Below are 14137 nucleotides of genomic sequence, written 5' to 3'. Positions count from 1 at the left end.
GCTTTAGTTGAAATCTATAACCTGACAACATGAACCAAAGTGAACTATCTCAATTAAGCGATGAGGAGCTGCTTGAAGTTGCAAAAAACAACAAGCCATCACCTATTATCGATGCATTTTTTATTGGTTTTCTAATCGGGATAATAATTTTCAGTGTGGTCTCCAATACATGGGGTCTTGTCACTATTATTCCTTTATTTCTGATTTATATATTTCTGAAGAAACCGAAGAAATATGAGGCTCTAAAGCAAGAGCTGAAAAAGCGGAATTAGAATAGGATAGTTTTTTTAGATTAAGAATAAGCACAAATAGGACTTTCTTTAAAGCCATCTTCAAAATCACAATTAGCCATTTTTGATGACGGAAATTCGCATTTCGAGCCAAGAATTTTTAAATTACTGTTTATGAGAATTTTGGGGCAATACACCAGCAAATTCTCAGATACCTTATCCATATTTACCTAAGCCCTAACAATTCCTTAAGTCCTCAATGTAGACCGTAAAAATGGTCATTGAAAATGGAAATTGAACAGCAATATTAAATCCTGTTTTAAGTAACCTTTGACTTGCTGGTGTTTATTCAAAATAGAATAAAACACTATGAAAAACCACAAAAAGGAACATAAACACTCTGCTCATAAGCATGGCTCGCATAGCGACCATCATGCCCATATGATTGAAGATTTTAGAAAGCGGTTTTGGGTTTCACTTTTCATCACCATACCTATTATCGTGCTCGCCCCAATGATTCAGGAATTAATTGGTTTCGAATTGCGATTCAAAGGTGATCGTTATTTCCAATTTGCACTTTCATCTATCATCTTCTTTTATGGTGGATGGCCATTTTTAAATGGACTTTGGGATGAAATCAAAAAGAAGGCTCCAGGAATGATGACTCTGATCGCATTAGCAATTTCAGTGGCATATATCTATAGCTCAGCAGTGGTTTTTGGAGTTGAAGGAAAAATCTTCTTTTGGGAGTTGGCAAGCCTAATTGTCATCATGTTATTGGGCCATTGGATTGAAATGAAATCAGTGATGGGTGCCTCAAATGCCCTTGAAGAATTGGCTAAAATGATGCCTTCAACAGCTCGTAGAGTTAAAGAAGGTGGAAAAGATGAAGATATCCCTATTTCAGATTTGAAAAGCAATGACATCATTTTAGTAAGGCCAGGAGAAAAAGTGCCTGCTGATGGAGTAATTGTAGAAGGAGAAAGCCACGTTAATGAATCCATGCTAACGGGGGAGTCAAAACCTATTTCAAAAAAACAGGACGATCTGGTAATTGGTGGCTCAGTAAACGACAATGGTACCCTTAAAATAAAAGTAAAGCATACGGGTGAAGACTCTTATTTGTCAAAAGTTATTGGGATGGTTAGGGAAGCTCAGCAAAGCAAGTCCAAAACTCAAAACCTAGCTGACAAAGCGGCTGCCTGGCTTTTTTACATTGCATTAGGGGCGGGAATTTTGACATTAGCTGTGTGGCTAAGCCTTGGAAAGGACTTTGAATATGCATTGGAGCGGATGGTTACTGTGATGATTATATCCTGTCCTCATGCATTAGGCTTGGCAATTCCACTAGTCGTTGCAATTTCCACTGCTGTTTCAGCCAAAAACGGCTTGCTCATTAGAAACAGAACCGCCTTTGAAAATTCAAGAAAAATATCGGCTATAATCTTTGACAAAACAGGCACCTTGACTAAGGGTGAATTTGGGGTTACACGATATAAGAGCACTTATGATGAAGTGTCAGATTCTGACCTACTTCGAATAGCAGCATCCATTGAAAATAGTTCCGAACATCCAATTGCTGCCGGTATTGTTCGTAAAGCAAAAAGCGAAGATTTGGAATTGGACCAAGCAAAGAAATTCCAAAACATTACTGGAAAGGGAATTAAGGCAAATTTGAATGGAGAGGAAGTCAAAATTGTAAGTCCGGGAATGTTGGAAGAACTGGAAATAACACCTCCTTCAAATGCATTTAAATCAGAAGATGAAACTGTAGTGTTTGTTTTATTGAATAAAAGATTAGTGGGTTATATAGCACTTGCCGATGAAATAAGGCCAGAATCAAAAGAGGCAATCAGAACACTGAAAAAAAGGGGGATTAAAATACTAATGGCAACAGGCGACAATCAGCGAGTGGCAAAAGCAGTTAGTGATTATCTTTCCCTAAACGATTATTATGCAGAAGTTCTGCCGGAAGATTAACAGAAAATTATCAAAGAGCTTCAAGGAAAAGGGGAGTTTGTGGCTATGACAGGAGATGGTGTAAATGATGCTCCAGCCCTCGCCCAGGCAGATGTAGGAATAGCTGTGGGATCAGGAACCGATGTTGCCGCGGAAACTGCTGACATTGTATTGGTCAATAGTAGCCCCAAGGACATTGCTAATTTGATTCTATTCGGAGCTGCGACCTATAAAAAAATGATGCAAAATCTTTGGTGGGCAGCAGGATATAATATTATTGCAATCCCCCTAGCAGCTGGAGTATTAGCCAGCACTGGATTTATCCTTAGCCCTGCAATAGGAGCGGTTTTAATGAGTCTTAGTACTGTAATTGTTGCTGTCAATGCGCAACTACTCAAAAAATCCATGAATTAATCCTAAGGCAAATCGAGCTTTACTTCAGCATTTTAGATCAAAGAGTAGTGGGAAAAAATTTTCAACTGGTAAAAGTTTAAATACTACACTAAGCCAAAGATCCACCTATATGTCCAGACTATCTCAAAATGAGATGTACCAAATATGTCCATTAAATCCAAGTTTGGAGTTTGTAAAAATATTACAAAACAAAGTGACCCTTGTAACAAACTAGGAACTCCATAAGATAGAAATTTGCGAAAATCTACATGGCAGGAAATCTGAAACTTGGATTAAGAGAAAACTGGAAACAGTTTACTATTTTGGTAACCGTAAATGCTTTGGTGGGAGGAATGATTGGAATGGAACGATCTATCTTTCCTCAGTTTGCCGAATCGGGATTTGGCATATCTTCTAAAACCGCCATACTTTCTTTCATCACAGCTTTTGGTATTACAAAAGCCATAGCTAATTACTTCACAGGCAGACTTGCCAATAAGTTCGGTCGGAAAACTTTGCTCCTGTTTGGATGGCTAATTGCTATTCCTATTCCCTTTATACTCATTTATGCTCCCAATTGGAATTGGGTAATTTTTGCTAATGTGCTTTTAGGAGTTAGCCAAGGGCTAACTTGGAGTAGCACCGTTGTTATGAAAATTGACCTTGTTGGCGAAAAAAACCGTGGTTTTGCTATGGGCTTAAATGAATTTGCTGGATATTTTGCAGTTGGAATAGTCGCATTTTTGACCGGATTTATTGCCGAAACCTACGGCATCACACCCTGTCCTTTTTATATTGGAGTTTTTATTTCGATTGTTGGGTTCCTTGTGACTGCCTTTTGGGTTAAAGACACCAGAATATTCGTACACAAAGAAAGCAAGATAGACAATACTACAGAGCTTGATAATGTGTTTTTAGAAACAACTTTTAAGAATAAGACTTTGAGTTCCGTTACCCAAGCTGGGCTTGTAAATAACCTTAATGACGGTATGATTTGGGGTTTACTTCCAATCGTACTTTTATCTCTCAACTACAATAATGAAAATATCGGAATAATAACGGCTATTTACCCAACAGTTTGGGGAATAGGTCAATTATTTACAGGAAAAATGTCAGATAATTACTCCAAAAAGGCCATGCTTTTTTGGGGTATGTTTTTACAGGGCTTAGCTATTTTACTGATTCCTTTTAGTAGTGAATTTTATGTATTGGTTTCTATTTCAGCAATTTTAGGTTTAGGGACAGCATTGGTCTACCCAACATTCCTTTCCACCATTGCTGAAGCTACAAGTCCCAAGCAACGAGCTGAAAGTATTGGTTCTTTTAGGCTATGGCGAGATTTAGGATACGCGTTTGGAGCGTTAATTTCAGGAATTACTGCAGACCTATTCGGAATTGATTACGCAATATTTTTAATAGGAGGACTCACATTAACCTCCTCACTAATAATTAAATTCCGGATGCCAGAACAAATAAGGAACAATGTATTGAAGTAGAAGAAGTGAAAGAGGTCATTTATAATGACAAAAAATTCAAATCATTGATTTAAAAAATAAAGAGGAGTATTAGCGAGGACAAATTCCGCCTGCACTGAACATTTCTCTTCAAGACCTGAAAGAAAGTATTTTAAAACTTGACAAGAGCTTTTCCATTTGTAACAGTTTGTAGCCAAGGTGGAGGAAGGTAGTCAGACGGAGCAAGACTTTTAAAAAAATTTGATCTTATCTCTAATTGGCTTTGGTGTGGACCTAAAATGATTTAAAGGAAAGAAATGATTTCTTCTTCTTTATATTATTAATCATTTTTAAACCGTCCATTTTTTACTTCTCATTTAATACCCCAAGCAAGCCCCCTCCCGACCCCCTTTATTTTTATCAGGTAAGTGGCTGACAATTATCATGTTTTCATATCCATGCAGGAGATAACTTGATCTCACTAACCTAACTCTACTGTCATGGAAAATCTAAAAAACCCAATCCTGGACAAGGCAGACAACTTTTTTTATGCTGCGAAAGATGAATTATGCAGACCCGAAGAGGACGTAGTAGCCTACAGCGTGTGCCGAAACGCCTATTATGCCGTCGTAAATTACCTCGGTAGCTTCCTAGATGAGCATGGTGTTGAGTTCCAGGAAAAAGATCAAGTTGACGATCTCTTGAAACAGTGCAGAGCCATTGATGACAAGTTCAACAGCTTACATATTTCCCCCATGTATCGCAGAGCTGATACTGAGGATCCTTGGATGAATATTGACATGGCGAATGATTTTATCATCATGGCTGAAAATACCCGCAAAGTAGTATCGGGTAATTAATCACTAGCAATCCTCCTTCTTATGAGCAATAAAACTAACCCCAAATACCCTGGGATTCGGGCAGCCCTTGACGGAAATACAGCCGCCATTATGTGCGAAAGAGAATCCTCAGATGCAGCAGGAGCTTATCCTATCACCCCCTCCACCCAAATGGGTGAATATTGGGCTGAAGAAGCTGCTAAAGGACACCTTAATATTTCCGACAAGCCGCTCATCTTTATTGAGCCTGAAGGGGAACATGCAGCAGCAGCGGTGACCGCTGGCCTTTCCATGACGGGTCAGCGAGCCGCTAATTTTTCATCCGGGCAAGGTATAGCTTACATGCACGAATCCTTGTATGCAGCCGTAGGTAAACGCCTTACTTATGTATTGAACATAGGTGCGAGAGCCATGACAAAATCCACCTTGAATGTGCACGCAGGACATGATGATTATCATGCAGTGGATGACACGGGCTTTTTCCAGATGTTTGCCAAAAATGCCCAACATGTGGCAGATTTAAACGTGCTGGCACACCATATTGCTGAGCTCGCACTTACACCGGGGATTATTGCTCAGGATGGTTTCTTGACCACTCACCTAATTGAAAGTTTGTATGTACCTGAGAGGGAACTGATCAAGGAATTTCTCGGCAGACCGGACGATATCATTGATACTCCTACTCCAGCCCAGCGGATTATTTATGGAGAAAAGCGAAGAAGAATTCCAGAACTCTGGGATGTGGATAATCCTCTAATGGCGGGTATCGTGCAAAATCAGGATTCCTACATGCAAAGTGTGGCAGCCCAGCGCCCTTTCTTTTTTGATCATATTAAAGCCATCGCTGACAAGGCATTTGATGAATATGCCGAACTAACCGGAAGACAATATCAACGGGTCATGACTTACAAGGCAGAAGATGCCGATTATTTGATTTTAGGTCAGGGAAGCTTGATTCCAAGTGCTGAAGCAGTAGCTGATTACCTAAGAGCCACCCGAAAAATAAAAGTTGGGGTAGTCAATCTGGTCATGTTCCGACCTTTCCCTTCTGATCTTCTTTCTAAAGTCATCAAAGGCAAAAAAGGAGTTGTCGTTCTAGAACGACTTGACCAGCCGTTGGCAGAAGATCTTCCCATCGCGAGAGAGTTGCGAGCTGTGATTTCCAAATGTTTGGAAAACGGATTATCAGACGGACAAAAGCCCTATCCAGATATAGAATCTTATCATCAGGCCAAGGACGTACCTAGGCTTTACTCTGGTTCATTTGGAATGGGTAGCCGTGACTTACAAGCTGAAGGAATTATCGGGGCTGTGGAAAACATGTTGCCCGAAGGAAAACATAAAAAGCACTTCTACCTTTCCATCGACTTTATCCGGGAGAATGCCTTTACCCCTAAACAACGGGCCTATCAGGAAACTATCCTCGAGGCCTATCCCAATATCAAGGATTTAGGAATCCGTGGATCGGAAAATCCAAACCTCATGCCTAAAGGGGCGACGACGGTTCGCTTTCACTCCATTGGGGGATGGGGAGCAATTACGACCGGGAAAAACTTAGCGATGACGCTTTATGATCTTTTGGGTTTTGATATCAAAGCAAATCCCAAGTATGGATCTGAAAAGAAAGGTCAGCCTACCACCTACTACCTAGCAGCTGCACCCGAGCCTATTCGGATGAACTGTGAGTTTTATTTTGTGGACGTAGTGCTTTCTCCAGACCCGAATGTCTTTAAGCACACGAATGCATTGGCAGGCTTGAAGGAAGGCGGATGCTTTATCATTCAAAGCGAGAAAACCTCTCCTGATGAAGTTTGGGCTGACATTCCAAAGCGATACCAAAAAATCATCATCGACAACAAGATACGGGTATTCTATATCGATGGATTTAAAATCGCCCGTGAAGAGGCCACAGATCCTGAGTTGCAATTGCGTATGCAAGGGATCGCCTTCCAAGGGGCATTCTTTGCGGCCTCTCCTTTGATGGAAAGTGCAGGATTAAATGAAAAAGAATTACTCAAAGCCATCGAAGACCAGCTACAGCATAAGTTTGGTGCCAAAGGTCAGCGAGTGGTAGATGATAACATGCGGGTGGTGAAGCGCGGATTTACTGAGGTGCATGAAATTCTAACTAAAGAGATTCAAACCGGCACCAACGGACAAGCAGCCCAAAGTGTAGGTATTCCGCTGCCAAAAATGCTGAAGGAATTACCTCAGAGCCAATCCAAATTGAGTGATATCCACCGATTCTGGGAGCAAACAGGTAATTTCTATGCGCAAGGAATGGGAAATGACAACCTCACCGATCCATTTATCGGTTTGAGTTTGATGCCTGCCACTACGGCGGTTTTCCGTGATATGTCAGGCATCCGCTTTGAGCACCCTGAATGGATTCCGAATAATTGTACCGCCTGCGGCAAATGCTACACAGTCTGTCCTGACACAGCAATTCCAGGCTTGGTGAGTGATTTGAAAGATGTACTTGAAACAGTCGTAAAGCGGGTCAAAAAGAATCATGATAACGTCACGCATTTGACCAAAGCAGTCCGTACACTGGAAAGTAAGGTTAGAGCATTGTTTAAGGACGCAGCGGAAGACCAAACTGTAAATCAATTGATCCACATTGGAATCGACCAATTGACTGAGGAAAACAAGGACAATGCAGATATGGTGAATGAGCTCGGCTGGTTCAAAGAAGAACTGGGAGACTTCAAATTTGCTTTGACCCGTCCTTACTACGATTTGCATGAAAAAAAATCCCCGAACAGCGGGGGCTTGTTCAGCATCACTGTCAATCCAAATACCTGTAAAGGCTGTAATGAATGTATCAAGGTCTGCGAAGATGATGCCTTAGTATCCGTGATTCAGACAGAAGGTTCGATTGCCCGATTGAGAAAAGACTGGGATTTGTGGTCAGACCTTCCTACCACTCCTGAAATATTCAATCGAATTGACAGTTTAGAGGAAAAAATTGGACCGCTGGAAACCATCTTATTAAATAAGGATGCTTACCAGCACTTTGTGAGTGGGGATGGTGCCTGTCTTGGCTGCTCCGAAAAATCAGTGGTGCATTTATTCATTGCGACGGTAGAATCCTTGATGCAACCCCGCATTAAGAAGCATATCGATCAGTTGGATGAACTTATCCAAAAACTAGAGCAACACATTCAATCCCGACTTCTGGAATCCATCAATATCAAGGATACAGATGCGATAGAAAGGATTCTCAACGAGTCTCGAAACACTGATCTAACCATGTCTGGCATTGCCAGCAAATTGGAAGCAGTAAGCGGAACCAAACCGATTGACCAGGAATGGCTAAAAGAAACTAGCCATCTGATTTCAGAACTCAGAAAACTGAAATGGAAATACACAGAAGGAACAACGGGCCGAGGTCGATCTGCTATGGGTATGACCAATGCCACAGGATGTACCTCTGTTTGGGGTAGTACTTACCCTTACAATCCATACCCATTCCCTTGGGCAAACCATCTCTTCCAGGATTCACCATCCATGGCGATGGGGATCTTTGAGGGTCACATGTCTAAGATGGCAGATGGATTCAAGGCTATTCGAAAAGCAAATTTGATTCTCGAAGGCAAGTACAAAGCAGAAGAACACAAAGATTTCTTTACCTACTTCAATTGGAAGCAATTCACAGATGAAGAATGGTTGCTTTGTCCTCCTGTCGTAGCCTTGGGTGGTGATGGTGCCATGTATGACATCGGCTTCCAAAACCTCTCCAGAATGATGGCTTCCGGAAAACCAATCAAAGTAATTGTCGTGGACACTCAAGTGTACTCCAACACTGGTGGACAGGCATGTACCTCAGGCTTCATCGGTCAGGTATCTGACATGGCGCAATACGGCAAGGTGTGGAAAGGTAAACCAGAACCTCGAAAGGAAATTGGCTTGATTGCCATGGCACACCGCAACACCTATGTGATGCAAGGAACGTTGGCAAACACCAGCCACATGATAGAAGGCTTTATCGATGGTTTGATGACCAAGCGACCTGCCTTATTCAACCTGTATACGACATGTCAACCTGAGCATGGAGTAGCCGATGATTTAGGATCTCATCAGGCAAAATTGGCTGTAGAGTCCAGAGCTTATCCAATATTCCGATACAATCCTGATTTGAGTGTAAAAATCCAGGAAGCTTTGGATATATCAGGAAACCCTGCTATCGATCAGGATTGGCCTACATATCAATTAAAATATGTTGAAAATGGGGTTGAAAAATCCATGGAGGTTCCAATGACCTTTGCGGACTTCGCCTTGACTGAAGGCCGATTTAGAAAGCATTTCCGAAATGCTCCTCGAAATACCTGGAATGAAAATATGATCCTGCTTACTGAATTCTTGGAAATGAGCGAGGAGGATCGGGAAGGTAAATTCCCATTCATCTGGGCAGTAGACAGAAAAAATCAATTGACTCGGGTAATCGTAGCGAAAACCATTGTCGAGTCTTGCGAGGAACGAAGAGACTTCTGGATTTTGCTACGGGATTTGGCGGGCACGAAAACTGAGGCCGCTGCTGAAGAGGATCTAGAAAGCAAAATCAGAGCGGAGATTGTCGGGAAGATTGCCAGAAAACTCGCACAACTTGCCGGTGGAAATGGAATCGATCTATCTTCCTCCATGATGCAGGCAAGCCCTGCCGAGCAGCCTGCAACTACTCAGGAGCAAGCCCCTACTACCCAAACTGAATCTTCAGCTTGGATCGAGACAGATGAATGCACCTCCTGTAATGAGTGCATCAATCTGAATCCTAAAATATTTGCATACAATCAAGATAAAAAAGCCTATATCAAAGACGCACAGGCAGGACCCTATCAGGACCTCGTTCTAGCTGCCGAAAAATGTACAGCCCAAGTAATCCATCCAGGATTGCCAGCTGACAAGACAGGAAAGGACATTGAAAAATGGATTAAAAGGGCCGAGAAATACAATTAAAGGATATGCTAACCATCAACAGACATACCTTTAAGCATGGTATTCATCCGCCTGAAAATAAAGATGAAACCAATGGCCTACCCATTCGGCAGTTTTCCTTTGCCCCGCTAATTATACTTCCTGTTGCCCAGCACATAGGAAAGCCTTCCAAAATCATCATTCGGGAGGGACAGGAAGTAGTTAGGGGACAAAAATTAGCAGAATCTGACGGGTTTTTGTCTGTGCCTCTTCATTCTCCCGCCAGTGGAATCATTCGCAAAATTGCCAATGTTCCCACCCTTTCGGGAAAAATGACAACCGGAATCTACCTGGAACCTTTTCCTTCCTCCACTCAGGAAATACTGGAAGGCGATCCGATAGATTTGGAAACTGCCACACCTGAAGAAATTCTCTTGGGAATTCAGGAAGCAGGGATTGTTGGATTGGGAGGAGCAGCATTTCCTACTCATGCCAAATTGAAAATTCCAGAAGGAAAGCACTGCGAAACCCTCATCATCAATGGAATTGAATGCGAACCTTACCTGACGACTGACCATCGGGTGATGCTAGAGCAACCGGATGATATTTTCATGGGGATTAGATACCTGATGAAAGCGACGGGTGCGAAACAGACGATCATTGGAATAGAGGCAAATAAGCAAGATGCTGCCGAATTCCTAGCGAGCAAACTTACCGGAAAAGAGCCCATCTCTGTTCAGGTTGTTCCTGTAAAATATCCTCAAGGTGCCGAGAAAATGCTGATTACCGCACTAATGGGCAAGGAAGTTCCGTCTGGAGGCTTGCCAATCGATGTGCATGCCGTTGTGGTCAATGTAGCAACAACAGCAGAAATCGGGCGTCTGTTACCCCATGGTCGAGGTATTCAAGAGCGAGTGATTACTATCACTGGTCCTGGAGTCAAGAAGAAGGGAAATTATCTCATTCCTATTGGTACTCCGCTCCGATATGTATTGGAACAAGTGGGAGTAGATGAAAGCATTAGCGAGGTGTACATGGGAGGACCCATGATGGGAGTGGCTGTAGGAAATTTGGACATTTCCATTGTCAAAGGCACCTCAGGAATTGTGGTTTTCAACCAAAAGCAAGTGCATCGCTCCGCACAAGTGTACCCATGTATCAAATGCGGCGCTTGTGTAGATGCCTGTCCACTTTCACTCAACCCTTCCAAATTGGGCATCCTAGCCAAATTTGAAAGCTATGATAAAATGGCTGAAGAATATAATCTGATGGACTGCTTTGAATGTGGCTCCTGCTCTTTCGTCTGCCCATCTCATATTCCATTGGTTCAGTACTTCAGACTTTCCAAATCCATTGTCCGCAAAAGAAAATCAAAGAATGTTTAAGCAAACATTACATATCAGCACCTCACCACATTTGGTCAAAGGAACTAGTGTGGAGATCATTATGCGCAATGTGGTTTGGGCTATGTTACCTGCGGCCGCATTTTCAGTATATGTCTTCGGCTGGAATGCTGCCTTGGTATTGATTACGTCCACTTTATCCTGTGTATTAACCGAACATGTGCTTTGCCGATTATCAAAGAAAAGAAGTACTGTCTCCGATTGGTCGGCAATCATCACAGGATTACTATTAGGTCTAACCTTACCTCCCACTTTTCCACTTTGGATGACCTTCTTAGGCGGTGTTATCGCCATAAGCGTTGGTAAATTCCTTTTTGGAGGCTTGGGCTATAATGTTTTTAACCCAGCCTTAGTTGGAAGAGCTGTACTTCAGGGAGCATTCCCTGTTGCCATTACCACTTGGTATGACGGATTTGCGGCAGATCGATTTACTACTATCAACAGTTCGCTGTTTGCAGCCCCATTTATGAAACCGATGGTTGACGGAGTATCGGGTGCCACACCTCTTTCAGCTTTTAAGTTTGACGGGGTTGTCACCGACACAGCAGATTTGGCTTTTGGTTTTGTAAGCGGGTCTGCTGGAGAAACAAGTGCCATTTTGATTCTTTTGGGAGGAGTTTATCTGGCCTTGAGAAACTTTATGAATTGGAGAATTCCAGTCTCCATCCTTGCGACAGTCTTTATTTTGAGCGGCATATTCTATTGGATAGATCCTTCCAAGTATCCCTCTCCTTTATTTATGCTCTTTTCAGGAGGACTGATGCTCGGTGCAGTCTTTATGGCAACCGACATGGTGGCTTCACCCATCACCAAATGGGGAGTCATCCTTTACGGAGCCATTATCGGAACACTAATCGTGGTAATACGGATTTGGGGTGGACTTCCTGAAGGAGTTATGTATGCCATCTTGTTAGGGAATGCTATTTCACCTCATATCGATCGATTGATTCGCTATCGGGTTTATGGAACTTCATTAAAATCATCATGACAGATTCAAAGACCATAGCACCTCCTTCCAATAGCTTTAAAATGCTGCGTGCCATGGCTGGCATCGGTATTATTTGTGGGATACTGATCGTATTCACCTATGAAGGAACCTTGCCACGAATTGAATTTCTGAGAGCAGAAGCCCTCAAAGAGGCGATCTTTAAGGTACTTCCTGGAATCACCGAAATGCAGCCCTATGCATATAAAAACAATGCTTTTGTTCCTGCAGAAGAAACGGATACAGACGTAGTCTATGCCGGGTATGACAGCGAAGGAAATTTCAAGGGGATTGCTATTGTAGCAAGTGGGCAAGGCTATGCTGATCAAATCAAGATCATTTATGGATATGACCCGGAAAATCAGACAGTGGTTGGATTCTACGTCTTGGAAAGCAAAGAAACTCCGGGATTAGGAGATAAAATTGAGAAAGATCCCACCTTCCTTGAAAATTTCACAGCCTTGGATGTAGATCTTAACGATGACCAATCGACTTTACAGAACCGGGTTGTCACTGTCAAAAAAGGTACAAAAACCAATGCTTGGGAAGTAGACGGTATCAGTGGCGCAACCATTTCCTCTCGTGCTATTGGAGAAATAATTAACGCAAGTGCTTCAGAGTGGGCACCGCTTATTTACAAAAACAAGACAGCTTTTAATTCCCTCGAAAATGAACAATGAGATAACTAAAGCGACGGCACCTAACACGACCGATGAGTTTATCAAAGGCTTGTGGAAAGAGAACCCGGTTTTTGTCCAAGTCTTGGGGATGTGTCCGGTATTGGCAGTTTCGAATACGGCAGTCAATGCGCTTGCTATGGGATTAGCAACCGCTTTTGTACTGATAATGTCCAATAGTTTAGTTTCAATGCTGCGCAATTTTATCCCAAAAGAGGTGCGCATCGCATCCTACATTCTCATCATCGCCACTTTCGTGACCATGATTGACTATGCAATCCAAGCCATTAGTGTAGACCTTCACAAGAATCTTGGCGCATTCATCTCTCTTATAGTAGTGAACTGTCTTATCCTCAGCCGCGCCGAGGCTTTTGCATCAAAAAATACCTTAACAAAATCTATAATGGATGCCTTGGGCATGGGCTTAGGCTTCACCCTCGGTTTGGTTAGTCTTGGTATGGTGAGAGAGATTTTGGGAAGTGGATCAATATTCGGAATCGCTATTCTTCCTGATACCTTTCAGGAATGGGTTATTATGATTCTTCCTGCCGGAGGCTTCTTCACATTGGCAGCCTGGTTATTGGTTTTCAACTTGTATAAACAAAAACGCAACGCATTATGAATCAGGAATCATTCAGCCAAATATTCATCAATGCCGCCTTGGTAAACAACTTTGTGTTGGCCTATTTTCTTGGAATATGTCCCTTTTTGGGAGTTTCGGGGAAAATTAATACCGCTGGAAAAATGGGAGGAGCCGTAACCTTTGTGATGCTCATTAGCTCCATGTGTGCCTATGGAATTCATGCCTTTTTGGAGGCAATTGACGCGCCGTTCCTCCAATTGATCAGCTATATCGTGGTCATCGCCTCCACAGTACAATTGGTGGAAATGTTCGTGAAGAAAATGAGTCCTGCACTATTCCAAGCCTTGGGAATCTTCCTTCCCTTGATCACGACTAACTGTGCCATCTTGGGCTTGGCCTTATTTCAAACCAATAAGGGATACGATTTCTTCCAAAGCGTCACCTATGCATTCGGTGCCGGAACAGGATTTACACTAGCCCTCCTGTTGATGGCCGGGTTACGTGAGCAACTTGATTTTGCGGAAGTACCCAAAGTCATCAGAGGTACCGTCTTGACCTTGGTAGCAGCAGGGATTTTATCCCTCGCATTTATGGGATTTTCAGGATTGGGAAGTTAAAGAGCAATTACAATGATGGTCAAATACCTAATCGGAATACTTGGAATAACGGGCTTAATGCTGGCCTGGGTTATTGTTCAATA

Annotated in this window: 9 protein-coding genes and 1 pseudogene; all 10 read left to right on the top strand. The window is 42.4% G+C overall.

The genetic code is table 11. From position 1 onward, the window contains the following. Positions 1–29: 29 nt before the first annotated feature. The 10 genes and pseudogenes from NY014_RS11340 to NY014_RS11295 all read left to right on the top strand — a co-directional run bounded on the left by NY014_RS11340 (position 30) and on the right by NY014_RS11295 (position 14054). Complete coding sequence (locus tag NY014_RS11340) at positions 30–272, top strand: FUSC family protein (protein ID WP_259414697.1); 243 nt, start codon at positions 30–32, stop codon at positions 270–272. A 327-nt stretch (positions 273–599) separates the two neighbouring features. Next, positions 600–2603 (top strand): annotated as a pseudogene (locus NY014_RS11335) (heavy metal translocating P-type ATPase). 248 nt (positions 2604–2851) lie between these two features. After that, entirely contained in the window at positions 2852–4078 is a 1227-nt protein-coding gene (locus tag NY014_RS11330) for an MFS transporter (RefSeq protein WP_259414696.1), read from the top strand. 458 nt (positions 4079–4536) lie between these two features. Further along, on the top strand, positions 4537–4896 hold the full coding sequence (locus NY014_RS11325; protein WP_259414695.1) for a hypothetical protein: 360 nt from the start codon (positions 4537–4539) through the stop codon (positions 4894–4896). Between the two features lie 21 nt (positions 4897–4917). Further along, positions 4918–9831 carry a 2-oxoacid:acceptor oxidoreductase family protein gene (locus tag NY014_RS11320; protein ID WP_259414694.1) on the top strand — a complete coding sequence of 1638 codons (4914 nt, stop codon included), beginning with the start codon at positions 4918–4920 and terminating at the stop codon, positions 9829–9831. A gap of 5 nt (positions 9832–9836) precedes the next feature. Next, on the top strand, positions 9837–11174 hold the full coding sequence (gene rsxC, locus NY014_RS11315) for an electron transport complex subunit RsxC (protein ID WP_259414693.1): 1338 nt from the start codon (positions 9837–9839) through the stop codon (positions 11172–11174). Next, positions 11167–12180 (top strand): RnfABCDGE type electron transport complex subunit D, encoded by a 1014-nt coding sequence (locus NY014_RS11310; protein WP_259414692.1) that lies wholly within the window; start codon positions 11167–11169, stop codon positions 12178–12180. Before rsxC ends, NY014_RS11310 begins: the two co-directional genes overlap by 8 nt. Further along, positions 12177–12857 carry an RnfABCDGE type electron transport complex subunit G gene (locus NY014_RS11305; protein WP_259414691.1) on the top strand — a complete coding sequence of 227 codons (681 nt, stop codon included), beginning with the start codon at positions 12177–12179 and terminating at the stop codon, positions 12855–12857. Before NY014_RS11310 ends, NY014_RS11305 begins: the two co-directional genes overlap by 4 nt. Next, positions 12847–13476 (top strand): electron transport complex subunit RsxE, encoded by a 630-nt coding sequence (gene rsxE, locus NY014_RS11300; protein WP_259414690.1) that lies wholly within the window; start codon positions 12847–12849, stop codon positions 13474–13476. The genes NY014_RS11305 and rsxE overlap by 11 nt, the downstream gene beginning before the upstream one ends. Beyond that, the gene (locus NY014_RS11295; RefSeq protein WP_135071985.1) at positions 13473–14054 is read left to right on the top strand and encodes an electron transport complex protein RnfA; all 582 of its coding nucleotides are present in this window, start codon (positions 13473–13475) and stop codon (positions 14052–14054) included. Before rsxE ends, NY014_RS11295 begins: the two co-directional genes overlap by 4 nt. Positions 14055–14137: the final 83 nt, after the last annotated feature.

It is taken from the genome of Algoriphagus limi, assembly GCF_024919275.1.
GTDB lineage: Bacteria > Bacteroidota > Bacteroidia > Cytophagales > Cyclobacteriaceae > Algoriphagus > Algoriphagus limi.
This window is presented reverse-complemented; position numbering and strand designations above follow the sequence as displayed.

Excerpts from the sequence above, each read along its gene's own strand:
- NY014_RS11340 (WP_259414697.1), top strand. The coding sequence starts at position 30 with ATGAACCAAAGTGAACTATCTCAATTAAGCGATGAGGAGCTGCTTGAA.
- NY014_RS11330 (WP_259414696.1), top strand. The coding sequence starts at position 2,852 with ATGGCAGGAAATCTGAAACTTGGATTAAGAGAAAACTGGAAACAGTTT.
- NY014_RS11325 (WP_259414695.1), top strand. The coding sequence starts at position 4,537 with ATGGAAAATCTAAAAAACCCAATCCTGGACAAGGCAGACAACTTTTTT.
- NY014_RS11320 (WP_259414694.1), top strand. The coding sequence starts at position 4,918 with ATGAGCAATAAAACTAACCCCAAATACCCTGGGATTCGGGCAGCCCTT.
- rsxC (WP_259414693.1), top strand. The coding sequence starts at position 9,837 with ATGCTAACCATCAACAGACATACCTTTAAGCATGGTATTCATCCGCCT.
- NY014_RS11310 (WP_259414692.1), top strand. The coding sequence starts at position 11,167 with ATGTTTAAGCAAACATTACATATCAGCACCTCACCACATTTGGTCAAA.
- NY014_RS11305 (WP_259414691.1), top strand. The coding sequence starts at position 12,177 with ATGACAGATTCAAAGACCATAGCACCTCCTTCCAATAGCTTTAAAATG.
- rsxE (WP_259414690.1), top strand. The coding sequence starts at position 12,847 with ATGAACAATGAGATAACTAAAGCGACGGCACCTAACACGACCGATGAG.
- NY014_RS11295 (WP_135071985.1), top strand. The coding sequence starts at position 13,473 with ATGAATCAGGAATCATTCAGCCAAATATTCATCAATGCCGCCTTGGTA.